The organism is Synechococcus sp. NOUM97013 (assembly GCF_014279815.1).
Lineage (GTDB): Bacteria > Cyanobacteriota > Cyanobacteriia > PCC-6307 > Cyanobiaceae > Synechococcus_C.
Genome location: NZ_CP047941.1, coordinates 135,841 through 151,885 on the forward strand (window position 1 = coordinate 135,841; position 16,045 = coordinate 151,885).

A 16,045-nucleotide genomic window follows, 5' to 3' on the forward strand; every position below is an offset into this window, starting at 1 on the left:
CGTCAGCGCATCAACGTGGCGCGCCGCCCCCCATCGCTGTGATGGGCCAGCGTCAACGTCCAGGCGTCCGCCAACGTCAGGCTGAGCCGTTCCGGCCACTCCACCACCAATAGGGCTCCCATGCCAAGCGCTTCCTCTTCCTCCTGCAGAAACAGATCGTTGGCGGCCGCCGAGTGTTCCAGCCGGTACAGATCCAGATGCACCAGCGGCGGCGAACCCTGCGGGTAGTGCTGGGACAACGCGAAGGTGGGGCTGGTGATCGGTTCATCAATGTCCAGCGCTGCGGCGATGCCTTGGACGAGCGAGGTTTTGCCGGCGCCGAGAGGACCTTTCAGCAACAGCAGGGACGGTCGATCCGGCTGTTCCACCAGCCAGCGGCCCAGCGCGCGGGTGGCCTCCAGGTCCTCTAAGTCCCAGGACCGATCAGTAGATTGAATCGCAAGCGAGCCCGAAGCCTCGGCGTCTCTGCAGATATTCAACTCCACGTTTTCTTAGGGAGCACCGAAACCATGGTGGCAGCGCCCACGTCCGCGGCTGAGCTGAAGCTCGGCGTCGATTGCGTCATCGCAGATATCAACCAGGCCGACTTCGGCCGCAAAGAGCTCGACATTGCCGAGACCGAAATGCCCGGTCTGATGGCGCTGCGTGAGAAGTACGGCAGCGAGAAGCCCCTGAAGGGTGCCCGCATCGCCGGCTCCCTGCACATGACGATTCAGACCGCCGTTCTTATCGAAACCCTGGTGGAGCTGGGCGCTGAAGTGCGCTGGGCCTCCTGCAACATCTTCTCCACCCAGGACCACGCCGCTGCAGCCATCGCAGCTCGCAACATCCCGGTCTTCGCGGTGAAGGGCGAGACCCTGGAGGAGTACTGGGAGTACACCCACCGCATCCTCGAGTGGGGTGACGGTGGCTCCCCCAACATGATTCTGGATGACGGTGGCGATGCCACCGGCCTGGTGATGCTGGGTAGCAAGGCCGAGCAGGACATCACCGTTCTGGATAACCCCGGCAACGAAGAGGAGACCTTCCTGTTCGCCTCGATCAAGAAGAAGCTGGCCCAGGACCCCAGCTTTTACTCGCGCACCAAGGCTCAGATTCAGGGTGTGACTGAGGAGACCACCACGGGTGTGGCGCGTCTCTACAAGATGCAGAAGAGCGGTGAGCTGCCCTTCCCCGCCATCAACGTCAACGACTCGGTCACCAAGAGCAAGTTCGACAACCTCTACGGCTGCCGCGAGTCCCTGGTGGACAGCATCAAGCGCGCCACCGATGTGATGGTGGCCGGCAAGCAGGCCCTGGTGATCGGCTATGGCGATGTGGGTAAGGGTTCGGCCCAGTCCCTGCGTGGTCTTGGTGCCACCGTCTGCATTGCGGAAGTGGATCCCATCTGCGCCCTGCAGGCCGCCATGGAGGGCTACCGCGTCGTCCGTCTCGAAGATGTGGTCGAGGAGATGGACATCTTCGTGACCGCCACCGGCAACTACCAGGTGATTCGCAACGAGCACCTGGTGAAGATGAAGGATGAGGCGATCGTCTGCAACATCGGTCACTTCGACAACGAGATCGATGTCGCCTCTCTCAAAAACTACGAGTGGGAGAACATCAAGCCGCAGGTCGATCACATCACCCTGCCCAGCGGTAACCGGATCATCCTGCTGGCGGAAGGCCGTCTGGTGAACCTGGGCTGCGCCACCGGCCACCCCAGCTTCGTGATGAGCAACTCCTTCACCAACCAGGTGCTGGCTCAGATCGAGCTGTTCACCAAGGGCGACGAGTACGGCAAAGAGGTGTACGTGCTGCCCAAGCACCTCGATGAGATGGTGGCCCGCCTCCACCTTGGTCGCATCGGCGCCAAGCTCACCGAGCTCAGCAAGGATCAGGCCGACTACATCAACGTGCCGGTGGAAGGTCCCTACAAGCCCGATCACTACCGCTACTGATCGGTTGACGTTCAGCCAGGTCGCTTCCGCGGCCTGGCTTTTTTGATGTCCATTTTTGGCAGCAATGGCACAGCGTTCGATGGTTCAGCCGGTGGTGGATCTGGTCAGGGATCCTGTGATCCAACGCCAGTGGTGGGCTGCGTTTGGTTCCGGCTTCATCGCCCTGCTGCCGTTGATGTTGTCCGTCGATCTCTATATCGATGATCTAGTGCGGGCCATGGATGGCGCCTCCGATTGGGTGCGGGTGGGCCGCCCACTAGCTGATGCCCTGGTCGAGTGGGTCAGTTTCAGTCGCCCGCTCACCGCTGTGGCGCCGCTCTACATCCTGGTGGCCATTGCGCTGCTGTCCATTCCGCAACATCTCTGAAGGTGGAAGGCACCATTTCCGGCTCTCCGGTGGTGCAGAACACAGTGCGTCAGTTCCCCCTAATTGACCGTCTGATCCCGCCGTTGCTGGATGGGGATCAGAGTTTTTCCTTTGTTCAGCTGCGGCTCCATGGCCTGGATCTGAAAAGGCATCGATCCAGCAATTCTCATGATTCCCTCCCGCGCAGCTGTGTGCCATCTACAGACGCGATCTGCACCAGCGAGTTTTCGCTTCAGCGTTTCGACGCTGACACGCTGTTGTTGCGCCTCTCCGATGATCCGGCCAGCCGGCGTCCTCGCACCTGAGCGTCCATCACGTGCTCTTCATGGAAGACTTGCCCGGTCTTCCAGTGCACGCATGGGGCTCACCGAATTTGTCACTCAACTGCCGGAGTGGATCGGTCAGGCGGTTGAAGCCAATCCCTGGGCTGGGTATGCCGCAATCTTCGCGGCGATGTTTCTAGAAAATCTGTTCCCGCCTATCCCTTCAGAGCTGATCATGCCCCTGGGGGGCTTCTACGTGCAGCAGGGACAGCTGCAGTTGATTCCCGTTGTTCTGGCTGGCTTGCTGGGCACCGTGCTGGGGGCGCTGCCCTGGTACGGCATCGGTCGCTTAATCAACGAGGAGCGCATTGAGCATTGGCTCGGTCGTCATGGGCGTTGGATCGGCATCAGCCCGGAAGAACTGGGACGCAGCCGTCGCTGGTTCAACCGCTATGGCACGGCTCTTGTGTTCTGGGGTCGGCTTGTGCCCGGCATCCGCACCCTGATCTCCGTGCCGGCGGGCATTGAGCTGATGCCGATCACCCCGTTCCTGATCTGGACCACGGCCGGCAGCCTGATCTGGACCTTGCTGCTCACTGTGGCCGGCATGGTCCTGGGTGAGGGTTACAGCAATGTGGAAACCCTGATCGACCCGATCAGCAAAGGAATCAAGGTGGTGCTGGTGATCGCAGTGCTCGCCGGGGGCATCTGGCTTGGCTTGCGCATCTGGCGTCGTCGCAACGCCGCTGATTGATGCGTTGAATGCTCTGTCAGGACGTCGGCGTTGCCGGATGGCAACGCCAGCGCCTTACGGCTGATCAGATTGCGACTGATCAGAAGGGCACTTCCTCTTCGCTGGGGCCGCCACCACCGAAGTTCCCGCCACCGAAATTCCCGGAGGCGGCTTCGTTGTCGCGCTTGGATCCCAGCAGTTCCAGGCGATCCACCCGCACCACCGGCTTGCTGCGCTCTTCGCCGCTGTTGCGGTCGGTCCAGCGATCCAGCTTGAAGCTGCCGATGATTCCCAACATCGAGCCCTTTTTCACGTAGTCGGCGGCGACCTGCGCCTGCTTGCCCCAGATCTCGAGGTTGAACCAGTCGGGCTCGTCATCGCGGCTGCGTCGGTTCACGGCGATGGTGAGGTTGGCCACCATGCTTCCGGATTCGAAGTAGCGCACTTCGGGGTCTCGGCCTGCCCGGCCGACGAGGGTCACGGAATTAACTCCCATTGAATTTCTCCTGTTTGTTGGGTCAATGATGCGCCACGGTTGCCGGAATTGACCGTTGTCGTGGCTGCTTTCAAGGAGTTCCCCCATCGAGGTCAGACGTAACAGATGGGTCTGGAAACTGCTCCTATGATTCGCCGAAATGTGGTTTCGCCAGTGCTCTTCCGTCGCTTCCAGCTGTCCCGCGACATCGGCATTGACCTGGGCACGGCCAACACTTTGATCTACGTCTCCGGCAAGGGGATTGTGTTGCAGGAGCCCTCGGTGGTTGCCCTCGATCTCGAGCGTGGCGTCACCATGGCGGTGGGTGATGAAGCCAAACTGATGCTGGGCCGCACGCCCGGCAACATTCGTGCGGTGCGTCCTTTGCGCGATGGCGTGATCGCTGATTTCGACGCCGCCGAGCAGATGCTCAAGACTTTCATCCAGAAGGGCAATGAGGGCCGCGGCATCGTTGCCCCCAGGCTGGTCGTCGGCATCCCCAGCGGTGTGACCGGTGTGGAACGTCGGGCCGTGCGTGAAGCAGGTCTAGCGGGTGCCCGTGAGGTGCACCTGATCGATGAGCCTGTGGCCGCCGCCATCGGTGCAGGTCTGCCGGTGACTGAGCCGGTTGGAACGATGATTGTGGATATCGGTGGCGGCACCACGGAGGTGGCCGTGCTCAGCCTGGGCGGCACGGTGCTCAGCGAGTCGGTGCGAGTGGCTGGCGATGAAATCAGCGACTCCATTGGTGTGTATCTCAAGAAGGTGCACAACCTGGTGGTGGGTGAGCGCACCGCAGAGGAGATCAAGATCCGCATCGGCTCTGCCTTCCCCGACAACGAGTTCGACCAGACCGTGATGGATGTGCGCGGTCTGCACCTGTTGTCTGGTCTGCCTCGCACCATTCAGCTGCAGGCCGGCGACCTCCGGGAGGCCATCGCCGAGCCGCTCAACGTGATTGTGGAAGCGGTGAAGCGCACCCTGGAACGCACGCCGCCCGAACTGGCCGCCGACATCGTCGATCGCGGCATCATGCTGGCCGGAGGCGGTGCTCTGGTTCGGGGCATCAGCGATCTGATCAGCCACGAGACCGGCATCTTCACGCACATCGCTGAAGAGCCGCTGCTCTGTGTGGTCAAGGGTTGCGGCCAGGTGCTGGAGGACTACAAGCGTCTGCAGCGGGTGCTCGACACCCCTGAATTCGTTCGCGCCGCCGCTGCCGTCTGACCGTCATGGGTTCCTCCCAGTGGCCGCAGGGCTCGCGGCTGCGATCGGTTCAACGCCTTTGGCCCTGGTTGCTGCTGTTGATGGCGCTTGGCTTGGTGCGGTTCAGTAAAGGCGCCGGTTTTGCTGATGCCTTCGCGCTGATCAGCCGCCCGTTTTGGCCCGGCACGGCGCAGCGGGAATGGGTTCGGTCTGCCACCAGGAAGGAAGAGGCTGCGCGCCTGTTGCTGCTTGAGGAAGACAATTCCCGCCTGCGAGGCCTGTTGGAACTGAACCAGCAGGCCTCTGGCGACTGGCTTCAGGCCGCTGTGATTTCGCGCACCGCGTCCGGTTGGTGGCAGCAGCTGGAGCTCGGCAAGGGATCGATCCAGGGTGTGGCCAAAGACGATGCGGTGGTGGGCCCCGGTGGTCTGGTGGGTCGTGTGCAGAGCGTGACGCCCACCACCAGCCGCGTGCGCTTGCTCACGGCCCTTGGCAGTCGGATCGGCGTCTGGTTGCCGCGCACCCGTCAGCATGGTCTGCTGTTGGGACTGGGCACGGCCAGGCCCCAGCTGCAGTTCCTCGACAAGGACGTCCAGGTGAAGGAGGGGGATCTAGTCAGCACCTCTCCCGCCAGCACCCTGTTGCCCCCCAATCTTCCGGTGGCTGTGGTGCAGTCGATGAACCTGCGGGCCGTGCCGGCTCCCACGGCTCTGGTGCAGCTGATCGCTGCTCCCGATGCCATCGATTGGGTGCAGGTGAGGGTGCGCTGATCCATGACCCCACTGCATCGTCAGCCCATCTGTGTGGCCTCCGTGTTGCTGGTGCCCTTGCTGCAGCTGTCCGCACCGTCCTGGCTCACCCTGGAGGGCATTCCACCCAGTTGGGCCATCCTTTGGTTGCTGCCCTGGTCGCTGGTGGATGGACCCGTCGCCGGTGTGATTGCCGGTGCTGGCCTGGGGATGGTGTTGGACGGGCTCAGCTTGGGCGATGCCAGTCAGGTGCCGGCGCTGATGTTGATGGGCTGGTGGTGGGGGCGACTGGGGCGTCGCGGCCAACCGATTCAGCGCAGCCTCAATCTCGGTTTGCTGGCCTGGATCGGCACGGTGGTGCTGGGCTTGAGTCTCTGGCTGCAGTGGCTGTTGCTGGGGGCACCGGAAGCGATGATCCAGGCCTGGGCACTGCACACCACCGTGGCGCAGTCACTGATCACTGCACTGCTGGCTCCGATGGTCGGATCCTGGCAGCTGCTCCTCTGGCGACGCCGGGCTCCCGCATGACTGCCTCTACATGACTGTGTTGAAACGACGGCGTCTGTTCCTGGTGGGCCTGGCAATGGCGGGCCTGGCGACCATCGGCTGGGGCTGCCGGCAAGCGTCGATGCCAGCCGGCACGTTGCAGTTGTGGACGCTGCAGCTCGCGCCCAAATTCAACCCTTATATGGAAGCGGTGCTCGGCAGCTGGGAGCAGGATCATCCCGACGCGCCGGTGCGCTGGACAGACCTGCCCTGGGGATCGGTGGAGCGCAAGCTGCTGGCGGCGGTGTTCGCCCGCACGGCACCGGATGTGGTGAACCTCAACCCTCCGTTTGCGGCCAATCTGGCTAGCAAGGGTGGTCTGACCGACCTCACGCCATTGCTGCCGCCTGATGCGGCAAGTCGGTATCTGCCTTCCGTATGGGCTGCAGCGCGCGATCCGCAGGCGGGACAGATCGCCATTCCTTGGTATCTGACTGTGCGCCTCAGCCTGGTGAATGGTGATCTGCTGCGCCAGGCCGGCATCAGTGAACCCCCCCGGCGTTGGCAGGACGTGCCCGCCTATGCCCAGCGCGTGCGTGAGCGCACTGGCCGCTATGGCCTGTTTGTGACGGTGGTGCCGGACGACTCCGCTGAGTTGCTGGAGTCGTTGGTCCAGATGGGTGTGACCCTGTTGGATGACCGCCAGCGGGCTGCGTTCAACACGCCCGAGGGTCGAAAAGCCTTTGCGTTCTGGACGGATCTCTACCGGGACGGGTTGCTGCCGCGGGAGGTGGTCAGCCAAGGTCAGCGCCGGGCGATTGAGCTTTACCAGAGCGGAGAGTTGGCTTTGCTGGCCAGTGGTGCCGAGTTTCTGCGCAGCATCCAGACCAATGCGCCCCGCGTGGCGGCGGTGACCACCGCCGAGCCGCCGCTCACCGGTGCGGACGGCACCGCCAACGTGGCTTTGATGACCCTGGCCGTGCCCCGTCAAAGCGATCAGGCCGCCGATGCGGTGAAGCTGGCTTTGTTTCTCACCAACGGCGACAATCAGGCCCGCTTTGCGCGTGAGGCGCGGGTGCTGCCCTCGTCGATGCAGGCCTTGGCGGCGGTGCGGGCGGAGTTGGAGGCGGAGCGTCCCTCGGATCCAGGTGCAGCCCAGATTCGCGCGGCACGGTTGCTGTCGGCTGAAACTCTGGAGCGGGCACGGGTGCTGGTGCCCGCCACCCCAGGCGTCAAGCGGCTTCAGAGCATCATCTACACCCAATTGCAGCGGGCGATGTTGGGGCAGATCAGCAGTGATCAGGCCGTGCTTGAGGCCGAAGAGCAGTGGAACCGCTATGCCCGCTCACGCTGGCCTTGACGGGTTTGGATTGAGCCGCATCGAATCCTTAAGAGAAGGCGAAGCCTGAGCTCATTAGCCGATCAAAAGTCTCGATGTGCTCACCCCGAACGGTAGGGTTGCGATTCTTCAAGTAGTGAGCGCATGCACGAAGGGCCATCCCAAACCAATGGCGATGGGCCGCTTCAGCTGGCTCCGGAGTCCCACAAGGCCACCTTGTTGGTGGTGGATGACGAGCCCGCCGTTCGACGCGTCTTGGTGATGCGGCTTCAGTTGGCGGGTTATCGCGTGGTCTGTGCCGAAGACGGTGAACAGGCTTTAGAGATGTTCCACAGCGAGTCTCCTGACTTGGTGGTGCTCGACGTGATGTTGCCCAAGCTCGACGGCTTCGCGGTCTGCCGTCGACTGCGGGCTGAGTCGTGTGTACCAATCATTTTTCTTTCTGCGCTGGAAGCCATCTCCGAGCGCGTGGCCGGCCTTGACCTCGGCGCCGATGACTATCTCCCCAAGCCCTTCAGCCCGAAGGAACTGGAGGCCCGCATTGCCACCATTCTTCGCCGGGTTGGCCGCGGCTCTGCCACTGCAGAACCTAAGGAGCTTCCGACCGGTCAGGGGGTAGTCCGCGTCGGTGACCTGGTGGTGGATACCAACCGTCGTCAGGTGACGCGCGGCAGTGAGCGAATTTCGCTCACCTACACGGAATTCAGCCTGTTGGAGCTGCTGTTCCGCGAACCTGGTCGGGTGGTGCCTCGCGCGGAAATCTTGGAACAGCTCTGGGGTTATCCGCCGCGCCGTGCCGCTGATTTGCGCGTCGTTGATGTGTACGTGGCCCGCTTGCGCGGCAAGCTGGAGCCCGATCCCCGCAATCCTGAGTTAATTCTCACCGTGCGTGGCATCGGTTACTCCTCCCAGCGCATGGGCGATGGCGCGCCTGCCGCTGCAGCGGGTTAATCCTTTGCGGCCTCGCATTTAACGGTTGAGGGTCGCCTTCGGGTCCCGTCGACCGGCAGAGTGGCGCCCGACTGCATCCCGCACACCTGTGTCTGAACTGCGTGAGACCCGCCTCGAGAAGGCGAATGCACTCAGAGAGCAGGGCCGTGAGCCTTACGCCCTGCTGTTCGAGCCCACCCATCGGATGGCTGCGCTGCAGGCGGATCATGCTGATCTGCCCAAGGGTGAGGAGCGGGACTGCGCTGTGGCCGTTGCCGGCCGGGTGATGACCCGCCGGGTGATGGGCAAGCTCGCCTTCTTCACCCTGGCGGATGAAACCGGCACGATTCAGTTGTTTCTCGAGAAAGCGGCCCTGGGGGAGGCTTTTGCCCAGATCACGTCCCTGGTGGATGCGGGGGATTTGATCGGGGTCCAGGGCATCCTGCGCCGCACCGACCGCGGCGAACTGTCGGTGAAGGTGAGCGAGTGGACGATGCTCACCAAGGCGTTGCAGCCCTTGCCGGACAAGTGGCATGGCCTGGCGGACGTTGAAAAGCGTTACCGCCAGCGCTACCTCGATTTGATCGTGACGCCCCAGTCCCGTGAGACCTTCCGGCGCCGGGCGCACACGGTGAGTGCAATTCGCCGCTGGTTGGATGACCGTGCGTTTCTGGAGATCGAGACTCCGGTGCTCCAGAGCCAGCCTGGTGGTGCCGATGCCCGTCCCTTCGAGACTCATCACAACGCGTTGGATCTGCCGTTGACGTTGCGGATCGCCACCGAGCTGCACCTCAAGCGTTTGGTAGTCGGGGGATTTGAACGCGTTTACGAGCTGGGGCGCATCTTCCGCAACGAAGGTGTCAGCACCCGCCACAACCCCGAATTCACCTCGGTGGAGATTTACCAGGCCTACAGCGACTACATCGGGATGATGGAGCTCACCGAGCAGATGGTGAGCTCGGTGTGTCAGGAGGTCTGCGGCACCACCACCCTCACCTATCAGGGCACCGAGATTGATTTGGCCCCGCCCTGGCGTCGCGCCACCATGCATGAACTGGTGCAGGACGCCACCGGCCTGGATTTCAACAGCTTCGCCAGCCGCGATGAAGCAGCGGCGGCCATGCAGGCGAAAGGCCTGCACGCCCCTGAGCTGGCCGATTCGGTGGGGCGCCTGCTCAACGAAGCCTTTGAGCAGGCGGTGGAGTCGACGTTGATCCAGCCCACCTTCGTGATCGACTACCCGGTGGAGATTTCACCGCTGGCGCGCCCCCATCGCAGCAAACCGGGTCTGGTGGAACGCTTTGAGCTGTTCATCGTGGGGCGTGAGCACGCCAACGCCTTCAGTGAGCTCACCGATCCTGTGGATCAACGTCAGCGCCTGGAAGCGCAGCAGGAGCGCAAGGCCGCCGGCGATCTCGAGGCCCAGGGTCTGGATGAGGATTTCGTCACAGCTCTGGAAGTGGGCATGCCGCCCACGGGGGGGCTTGGCATTGGCATTGATCGGCTGGTGATGCTGCTCACCGACAGCCCTTCGATCCGTGATGTGATCGCCTTTCCGCTGCTGCGTCCCGACGCCTGAAGCAGCACTTCAAGCCGGAATTGGCCATCGTGAACCCTCAGGGTGGATAATGGTGCACAGTGGCATGGTCCCTTTCCCATGAGTGGTGAGCGCGTAGGTTTCCGCTTCAAGCACGCCGATGCGGTGGTCAAGCGCAATCCCCAGGGGCGCTCCCGTCGCGGCTGGGTGATGGAGCCGGTGGAGCAGACCACGAGTCGGGGTACCAAGATGCCGGCTTATCGCATTCGCTGGCGTGACAGCGAGCGTCCCGAGATCGTGCTGCAGCACATGCTGATCGCGGATCCTGACCCCACGCCTCCGCCCGAGAACGTGAGCCTCGAGCCCCCCGCTCCCAAGGCCTGAGGGTTGTGTTTAGCTGAGGCCCTGACGGCGCCTCAGCTCCTCCAGCTCCTGGTGGGCCTCGAACAGGGCCCAGTCTTCATCCAGGCTGCGTTGTCCCGATTGTCGACTGGCCTGCTGGTTGAGGTCAGAGATCTGACGGTCGAGGTCTTTGAAGCTCTGTCCGAGCTGATCCAGCTCTGCCCAGAGATCTCTGCCTTGATTCATCAAGGTGGTGATGTGTTTCTCTGCCCGCTGCGCCAGGTCATCGGCACCGGCGTCGCGGGCTTTGCTGCTACGTGCACCCCAGGCCTGCACCTGTTCCGCCAGTGACAGCAACTGGCGCCGCAGGTCCCGGGCTTGCAGTTGCATCTGATCGCGTCTCCGGCCGAGATCGCGTTGCCGGTCCTGCAGGTGCTGCTCCTGGAGCAGCCGGTCTTGATCGGGATTGGAGCGCAGAAATGCGTCCAGGCGCTCCTCCAGGTTGCGCTCCAGTTGATCCAGCCAGGTGGGGGCCATCAGTTGGCCTGGCCGGCCTGGTCCGGTGCTCGGGTGATCAACGGTGCTTCGATTTCCTCTTGCAGCGGTGTGATCGCCGCTTCGCGGGAACGCAGCATCAGCTGCGTCAGTCGTGCCACCGCGCCTTCCCCCATTTCCAGCTGGCCGATCCGCTCGAACGCACCCATGTAGATCGCCTCCAGTTCGCTGATCAGTTGTTCACGCTGGGCCTTGATCGTCTGACGTCGTTCCTCAAGTCCCATGGCTGTCCATCAGCGGCTCTGATGCTCAGTCTGCCGCCTCTAGCCAGTGCAGGGAGAGGTCGTCGGCGGGGTCGTGCCAGCGGCGACACCAGCGCCAGCCTGCGGCTTCAGCCAGCTCACGGGCCATCTCAGGCGAATACTTGACGCTGTATTCCGTCACTAGCGGTTCATCGGCGGCAAAGTGCCAGGGGCTGGAGCCGATGCAGACGGTCTGCGCGCAGTCGCTCACCAGGGCCATCCGCACGCGGCTTTGCTCTGCTTGCCATTGCGCTTGATAGCGGAACCGTTGGGGCTGGAAATCGGCGTTCAGGTCCCGGTTCAGACGCTGCAGCAGATTGCGGGCGAAGGCGGCGGAGATGCCTGCAGCATCGTCGTAGGCGGCTTCCAGCCTCGCCTGCGATTTGGGCTGATCCAGACCGAGCAGCAGGGGCCCGCCATCCAGCAGCAGGCGGAAGCGCCGCAACAGCTGAACTGCTTCCTCCTGAGTGAAGTTGCCGAGGGAGCTGCCGGGAAAGAAGCCCAGGCGTCGCTGTCCTTGCAGCAGTGTGTGGTCGGGCAGGGCCTCCAGCCGGCTGTGGTCGCAGCAGATGCCCAGCATTGGCACGGCGGGATACGCGCTTTGCAGCGCGGCTGTGGCCTGCTGGAGATGGGCCGCACTGATGTCGAGTGCCACGTAGGCCGAGGGTTGCATCGCCTCCAGCAAAGGCCCCACCTTGCGGGCGCTGCCGGCACCGAATTCGACGATCACCCCGGAGCCCATGGCGGTGGCGATCTCCTGGGCTGACTGCTCCAGCAGGGCAATTTCCGTGCGGGTGAGGCTGTATTCCGGTTGTTGGCAGATCTGATCGAACAGTTGCGAGCCCTCGGCGTCGTAGAGGAACCAGGCGGGAAGCTGTCGGGGTGCTCGCTGCAGGCCCTCTTGCACCAGTCGCCGCATGTCCGCTGCTGGCGGATGCAGGTCAATCAACGCCGGTCGGGTGGGTGTGGTTGCTGTCATGGTCATCGCGCTAGGCGCAGACCGGCGGCCATCCATCGACTCGCCGGGGGGAAGAAGTTTCTGTAGGTGTCACGGGCATGCCCAGGGGGGGTGAGACGGCTGCTGCCACGGAGCACGAACTGGGAGGTCATGAATTTGCCGTTGTATTCACCGACGGCGCCGGCCGCGGGCTGAAACCCGGGATAGGGCCGATAGGGGCTGGCGGTCCATTGCCACAGCTGGCCATGGCTCTGGAGCAACGCCTCTCCATGCTGAACCCTGGCCAGCTCCCATTCCGCTTCGCTGGGCAGACGTGCCCCGGCCCAGCGGGCATAGGCATCGGCTTCGAACCAGCTGAGGTGACGCACCGGCCGGTGATCTTCCAGCGGGCGGCGGCCTCCCAGGCTGAATTCCCAGCGCCAGGGTCCCTCTCCATCGTGATCTTGACGCCAGTAGCGGGGTGCCTGCCAGCCCCAGCGTTGGCAGGTTGCCCAGCCCTCGCTCATCCACAGCTCCGGGCGGCGGTAACCCCCGTCGTCGATGAAGCGGCGATAAGCCCCGTTGGTCACCAGTCGATCGGCGATGGCAAAGGGGTCGAGCCAGGTGCGATGACGCGGACTTTCGTTGTCGAAGTGGAAGCCATTCCCCTGGTGGCCCACATCCACCAGGCCTCCCTGGCTGTGAAGCCAGGGTCCATGGGGATCGTCGGCGCCGGTCGGCCCGCTGGCAGGCAGATCCTCATCCCGCTCACACCAGTCGTCGCGATAGGCGGGCTCCAGCGGTTGCCGGTTGAAGCCATCAAGTAGATCCATCAGCATCAACTCCTGGTGCTGCTGCTCGTGCTGCAGTCCCAGCTCCACCAGATCCCACCAGGGGCCATCGGCGTGATCCGTCAGCAGGGTCTCCAGGGCCTGGTTCACCCGATGTCTCCAAGCCTCGACGTCCGCCATCGGTGGCCGGCTGAGCAAGCCGCGCTGCGGCCGCGGCTGGCGAGGCCCGACCGTGTCGTAATAGGAATTGAACAGGAAGCCCCAGCGGGGATCCGCTGGGATGTAGCCCGGCTGATAGGGCTTCAGCACGAAGGTTTCGAAGAACCAGGTGGTGTGGGCCAGGTGCCATTTGGGCGGGCTGGCATCGGCCATGCCCTGCAGGTTGAGATCCTCCGCTTCCAGGGGCGCGATCAAGGCTTCGCTGGCATGACGCACCTCCATCAGTCGATCCAGGAGGGAGCCAGCGGCCATGGGATGGAGTCGTGTCGGGGAGACCCTAGGGAGATCCCCAGCGGCTGTCGGTGAGACACTGCCCTTAGCATCGGCCAACTCTGCAGCCCCATTCGTGATCGGCACGTTGCTGGCTGAGCGGTATCGCCTGGACCGTTGTTGCTCCGCTGATCCTGATCAGTCGGACGCTGTGCTCTGGCGTGCTGCCGATCAGATGGCCGGTGATGCAGCGGTGGCGCTCAGGCAGCTGAAGGGCGACGCGGTTCAGGAGCGTTTTCGCCTGTTGTGGCCAGCGATCCAGTCGGTGCTGCATCCCCAGATTCCCCGCTTCGGCGGGCTGATCGAGTCCAACGACAGCCTCTGGCTGGTGCGTGAGTGGCAGGAGGGGGCCACCCTCCAGCAGATCCAGGACCAGCGGCTGCAGCGTCAGCTGGTGTTCGGTGCGGGTGAGGTGCTGCTGCTGATGCGGCAGATGCTGTCACCGCTGGCGGTGCTGCACGGCCTTGAACTGGTGCATGGCGACATCAATCCCCGCAACCTTCTGCGCCGCGATCAGGACGGACTGCCGGTGCTGATTGATTTCGGGCTGTTGCAGCGCGCTGGATCCCAGCCTCTGGAGGGTGCTTCGCCGGCCTATGCCCCACGTGCGCAGGGCCGGCGGGAGCCGGCGGCGGCCTGGATGGATCTGCATGGGCTCGGTGTGACGGCGCTCACCCTTCTCTCCGGCCGGCCGCCGGAACAGTTGCTGGATGCCGAAGGCCTCCGGTGGTGCGTGCCCGCTGAGCTTGAGCTGGAGGTCCCCTATCGGCAGGTGCTGGAGCGTCTGCTGTCGGAGCAGCCCGACCAGCGCTTTGATCAAGCCGCCGAAGCCCTGCGGGCTTTGCAGGCGGTGACGATGCCGGAATCCACGGGACCGCAGACCCGCGCCGATCGCACCTTGGTGCTGGCCCCCGTGATGGCTGCAGATTCGGAGCCTGAATCCACCGCCGCTGCTTCGCCGGATCTGCCCCCGTTCACTCCACCGGCCAGGCAGGCTTTGCGGCGCCGTCCACGGGCGGATGAACGTCAACAGGCGGCGGAAGGACGCCTCTGGCCGGTGGTGGCGGCCTTGCTGGTGTCAGCCGTGTTGGGAACGGCCATTGGCTGGTTCCTGCTCAGCAGGGGCAAGACACCGGCCCAGGCCCCCTCCACCGATCGTGATCTGATCGGTCGCTCGGCCACCAGCCTTCCCCCCGCGGAGGTGGATCAACGTCAGCAGTTGCTCAGTCGTCTGCGGGCTCTGCAGGTGGATCGCAGTTGGTTCCTGCAACTGGTGGACGCCAGCCTGATGGCCCGTTTCCCCGAGCGCGGTGGTCGCCTGCCCAGTGATTCCCTCGACGATGCCCCCCTGCGGCGGGTCTGGAATGACCTGGCCGATGAGTGGCTGGCACGGGTGGAACAACTGCCGCCTGGTCTGCGCAGTCGCCTCGGTCAGCTCAAACCCTCCGATTGGAGGAGCCAGCGCCAGGCCCTGGTGGATCAGGGGGTGAACGCCAGGGTTGTGGAGCAACTCGTGAGCGCTTCAGCCCAGGCGCTGTTGCCGGGGGCTCAGGCCGGGGTCAAACCGCCGGAGCCCTACCGGCAGCTCTGGATTGCTGCGGCGTTGCGCAGTCTTGAGGATGTGCAGATTGAAACGGTCAAGGCCCGGCAGCTCACGCCCACGGTGCTCACCAGCCGGGTGCCGGCAGGTGGCGCACGGCTGATTTCGATTGCGGTGCCGGCCGGCCGCCGACTGGTGCTGGGCATCAATGGCACACCCTTGATGCAGATGACGGTTTTCTCGGCCGATGGTGCGGTGGTGTCGGAGCGTGGGCCGCTTCGGGTGGTCACCTTGCCGGTGCAGGCGGGATCACCGGTACAGGTGCTGGTCACCAACGACGGGGTGTCGTCGGGGTTGCTGACGTTGTCCTGTCGCGCTGATCTGCCCGGATCACAGCCCTTGCCGGAGGTGGACTTGGATCCGATTCCAGATCCGGCCACCGGTGTGCAGGGCCCGGTCGAGGCGCTTCCGGAACCGCCCGGTCCCAGGCCGGCGGGTGTGGAGCCGCCTGCGGCCCAATCCGATGCATCCAGCGAAGCGGCGGAGCCCAGTGCTCCTCAGTCGCCGCCGGCACCCGCAGGCATCGCGCCACCGCCGCCGCCCTAGGAGGCTGGCTCAGTAACGGGCGATGGCAGCTCGGGTCTCTTTCTTGATCTGCTTGTCTTTTTCAGCGGCGCGCTTGTCGTGCAGTTTGCGGCCTTTACCCAATCCGATGGTCAGCTTGATCCAGGAGCCCTGGAGGTGCATGTTGAGCGGGATCAGCGTTAATCCCTTCGTATCCAGCTGCCCGCGCAGCTTGTCGATCTCCCGGCGATGGGCCAGCAGCCGCCGCACGCGCAAGGGGTCGTGGTTGTAGTAGCCGCTGGCGTGGGTGTGCGGGGAGATGTGCACGTTGTGCAATTGCAGCTGGCCATTGCGGATCAGGCAGAAGCCATCGCGCAGGTTGGCCTGACCAGCACGGATCGACTTCACCTCCGTCCCCACTAGTTCGATGCCGGTTTCCAGGGTTTCGAGGATGTCGTACTGGTGCCGGGCCAGCCGGTTGTCCGCCAGCAGGCGATTGGCAGCAGCCCGCGCTGCGGCGTTTTTTTTGCCTCCACCTTTGGCCATGGACCGATCGGCTC

The 16,045-nt window shown here is 63.9% G+C and carries 19 protein-coding genes; 12 read left to right on the forward strand and 7 right to left on the reverse strand.

What is annotated here, in order from left to right:
- Positions 1-2: 2 nt before the first annotated feature.
- Entirely contained in the window at positions 3-485 is a 483-nt protein-coding gene (tsaE, locus tag SynNOUM97013_RS00640) for a tRNA (adenosine(37)-N6)-threonylcarbamoyltransferase complex ATPase subunit type 1 TsaE (RefSeq protein WP_255442855.1), read from the reverse strand.
- A 24-nt stretch (positions 486-509) separates the two neighbouring features.
- On the opposite strand from tsaE, the gene ahcY reads away from it, so the two are divergent.
- From ahcY to SynNOUM97013_RS00660, 4 genes are all read left to right on the forward strand, one after another.
- Positions 510-1,940: an adenosylhomocysteinase gene (gene ahcY, locus SynNOUM97013_RS00645; protein ID WP_186480356.1), complete on the forward strand. Its 1,431-nt coding sequence runs from the start codon at positions 510-512 to the stop codon at positions 1,938-1,940.
- Positions 1,941-2,004: 64 nt separating this feature from the next.
- On the forward strand, positions 2,005-2,307 hold the full coding sequence (locus tag SynNOUM97013_RS00650; protein WP_186480357.1) for a hypothetical protein: 303 nt from the start codon (positions 2,005-2,007) through the stop codon (positions 2,305-2,307).
- Positions 2,308-2,309: 2 nt separating this feature from the next.
- Complete coding sequence (locus SynNOUM97013_RS00655) at positions 2,310-2,612, forward strand: hypothetical protein (protein WP_186480358.1); 303 nt, start codon at positions 2,310-2,312, stop codon at positions 2,610-2,612.
- Positions 2,613-2,664: 52 nt separating this feature from the next.
- Positions 2,665-3,324 carry a DedA family protein gene (locus SynNOUM97013_RS00660; protein WP_186480359.1) on the forward strand — a complete coding sequence of 220 codons (660 nt, stop codon included), beginning with the start codon at positions 2,665-2,667 and terminating at the stop codon, positions 3,322-3,324.
- A gap of 79 nt (positions 3,325-3,403) precedes the next feature.
- Here SynNOUM97013_RS00660 and SynNOUM97013_RS00665 read toward each other — a convergent pair whose 3' ends face one another.
- The gene (locus SynNOUM97013_RS00665) at positions 3,404-3,799 is read right to left on the reverse strand and encodes a single-stranded DNA-binding protein (RefSeq protein WP_186480360.1); all 396 of its coding nucleotides are present in this window, start codon (positions 3,797-3,799) and stop codon (positions 3,404-3,406) included.
- A gap of 153 nt (positions 3,800-3,952) precedes the next feature.
- Here SynNOUM97013_RS00665 and SynNOUM97013_RS00670 point away from each other — a divergent pair, with 153 nt between their 5' ends.
- The 7 genes from SynNOUM97013_RS00670 to SynNOUM97013_RS00700 all read left to right on the forward strand — a co-directional run bounded on the left by SynNOUM97013_RS00670 (position 3,953) and on the right by SynNOUM97013_RS00700 (position 10,409).
- Positions 3,953-5,005: a rod shape-determining protein gene (locus SynNOUM97013_RS00670; RefSeq protein WP_304623136.1), complete on the forward strand. Its 1,053-nt coding sequence runs from the start codon at positions 3,953-3,955 to the stop codon at positions 5,003-5,005.
- Positions 5,006-5,010: 5 nt separating this feature from the next.
- Positions 5,011-5,754: a rod shape-determining protein MreC gene (gene mreC, locus SynNOUM97013_RS00675; RefSeq protein WP_186480362.1), complete on the forward strand. Its 744-nt coding sequence runs from the start codon at positions 5,011-5,013 to the stop codon at positions 5,752-5,754.
- A 3-nt stretch (positions 5,755-5,757) separates the two neighbouring features.
- Positions 5,758-6,261 carry a rod shape-determining protein MreD gene (locus tag SynNOUM97013_RS00680; protein WP_186480363.1) on the forward strand — a complete coding sequence of 168 codons (504 nt, stop codon included), beginning with the start codon at positions 5,758-5,760 and terminating at the stop codon, positions 6,259-6,261.
- Between the two features lie 10 nt (positions 6,262-6,271).
- The gene (locus SynNOUM97013_RS00685; protein ID WP_186480364.1) at positions 6,272-7,579 is read left to right on the forward strand and encodes a sugar ABC transporter substrate-binding protein; all 1,308 of its coding nucleotides are present in this window, start codon (positions 6,272-6,274) and stop codon (positions 7,577-7,579) included.
- Positions 7,580-7,702: 123 nt separating this feature from the next.
- Positions 7,703-8,509 (forward strand): response regulator transcription factor RpaB, encoded by an 807-nt coding sequence (gene rpaB / locus SynNOUM97013_RS00690; RefSeq protein ID WP_255442857.1) that lies wholly within the window; start codon positions 7,703-7,705, stop codon positions 8,507-8,509.
- 88 nt (positions 8,510-8,597) lie between these two features.
- The gene (gene lysS, locus SynNOUM97013_RS00695) at positions 8,598-10,067 is read left to right on the forward strand and encodes a lysine--tRNA ligase (protein ID WP_186480365.1); all 1,470 of its coding nucleotides are present in this window, start codon (positions 8,598-8,600) and stop codon (positions 10,065-10,067) included.
- A 78-nt stretch (positions 10,068-10,145) separates the two neighbouring features.
- Complete coding sequence (locus SynNOUM97013_RS00700) at positions 10,146-10,409, forward strand: hypothetical protein (protein ID WP_006042532.1); 264 nt, start codon at positions 10,146-10,148, stop codon at positions 10,407-10,409.
- Positions 10,410-10,418: 9 nt separating this feature from the next.
- On the opposite strand, the gene SynNOUM97013_RS00705 is transcribed toward SynNOUM97013_RS00700, so the two are convergent.
- From SynNOUM97013_RS00705 to egtB, 4 genes are read right to left on the reverse strand one after another with little or no spacing between them, the layout of a single operon-like run.
- Positions 10,419-10,904, reverse strand: coding sequence for a hercynine metabolism protein (locus SynNOUM97013_RS00705; protein ID WP_186480366.1), 486 nt, complete (start codon positions 10,902-10,904; stop codon positions 10,419-10,421).
- Complete coding sequence (locus tag SynNOUM97013_RS00710) at positions 10,904-11,146, reverse strand: hercynine metabolism small protein (RefSeq protein ID WP_186480367.1); 243 nt, start codon at positions 11,144-11,146, stop codon at positions 10,904-10,906. Before SynNOUM97013_RS00710 ends, SynNOUM97013_RS00705 begins: the two co-directional genes overlap by 1 nt.
- Before the next feature lie 25 nt (positions 11,147-11,171).
- Complete coding sequence (gene egtD, locus SynNOUM97013_RS00715) at positions 11,172-12,143, reverse strand: L-histidine N(alpha)-methyltransferase (protein ID WP_255442858.1); 972 nt, start codon at positions 12,141-12,143, stop codon at positions 11,172-11,174.
- A 2-nt stretch (positions 12,144-12,145) separates the two neighbouring features.
- The gene (gene egtB / locus SynNOUM97013_RS00720; protein ID WP_186480368.1) at positions 12,146-13,363 is read right to left on the reverse strand and encodes an ergothioneine biosynthesis protein EgtB; all 1,218 of its coding nucleotides are present in this window, start codon (positions 13,361-13,363) and stop codon (positions 12,146-12,148) included.
- Positions 13,364-13,457: 94 nt separating this feature from the next.
- On the opposite strand from egtB, the gene SynNOUM97013_RS00725 reads away from it, so the two are divergent.
- Entirely contained in the window at positions 13,458-15,527 is a 2,070-nt protein-coding gene (locus SynNOUM97013_RS00725) for a protein kinase (RefSeq protein WP_186480369.1), read from the forward strand.
- A gap of 9 nt (positions 15,528-15,536) precedes the next feature.
- Here the strand turns inward: SynNOUM97013_RS00725 and smpB are convergent, their stop codons facing one another.
- The gene (gene smpB / locus SynNOUM97013_RS00730) at positions 15,537-16,031 is read right to left on the reverse strand and encodes an SsrA-binding protein SmpB (RefSeq protein WP_186480370.1); all 495 of its coding nucleotides are present in this window, start codon (positions 16,029-16,031) and stop codon (positions 15,537-15,539) included.
- Positions 16,032-16,045 lie beyond the last annotated feature (14 nt).

Coding starts and splice junctions, on each gene's coding strand:
- ahcY (WP_186480356.1), top strand. CDS start 510: ATGGTGGCAGCGCCCACGTCCGCGGCTGAGCTGAAGCTCGGCGTCGAT.
- SynNOUM97013_RS00650 (WP_186480357.1), top strand. CDS start 2,005: ATGGCACAGCGTTCGATGGTTCAGCCGGTGGTGGATCTGGTCAGGGAT.
- SynNOUM97013_RS00660 (WP_186480359.1), top strand. CDS start 2,665: ATGGGGCTCACCGAATTTGTCACTCAACTGCCGGAGTGGATCGGTCAG.
- SynNOUM97013_RS00665 (WP_186480360.1), bottom strand. CDS start 3,799: ATGGGAGTTAATTCCGTGACCCTCGTCGGCCGGGCAGGCCGAGACCCC.
- mreC (WP_186480362.1), top strand. CDS start 5,011: ATGGGTTCCTCCCAGTGGCCGCAGGGCTCGCGGCTGCGATCGGTTCAA.
- SynNOUM97013_RS00680 (WP_186480363.1), top strand. CDS start 5,758: ATGACCCCACTGCATCGTCAGCCCATCTGTGTGGCCTCCGTGTTGCTG.
- SynNOUM97013_RS00685 (WP_186480364.1), top strand. CDS start 6,272: ATGACTGTGTTGAAACGACGGCGTCTGTTCCTGGTGGGCCTGGCAATG.
- rpaB (WP_255442857.1), top strand. CDS start 7,703: ATGCACGAAGGGCCATCCCAAACCAATGGCGATGGGCCGCTTCAGCTG.
- SynNOUM97013_RS00700 (WP_006042532.1), top strand. CDS start 10,146: ATGAGTGGTGAGCGCGTAGGTTTCCGCTTCAAGCACGCCGATGCGGTG.
- SynNOUM97013_RS00705 (WP_186480366.1), bottom strand. CDS start 10,904: ATGGCCCCCACCTGGCTGGATCAACTGGAGCGCAACCTGGAGGAGCGC.
- SynNOUM97013_RS00710 (WP_186480367.1), bottom strand. CDS start 11,146: ATGGGACTTGAGGAACGACGTCAGACGATCAAGGCCCAGCGTGAACAA.
- egtD (WP_255442858.1), bottom strand. CDS start 12,143: ATGACAGCAACCACACCCACCCGACCGGCGTTGATTGACCTGCATCCG.
- egtB (WP_186480368.1), bottom strand. CDS start 13,363: ATGGCCGCTGGCTCCCTCCTGGATCGACTGATGGAGGTGCGTCATGCC.
- smpB (WP_186480370.1), bottom strand. CDS start 16,031: ATGGCCAAAGGTGGAGGCAAAAAAAACGCCGCAGCGCGGGCTGCTGCC.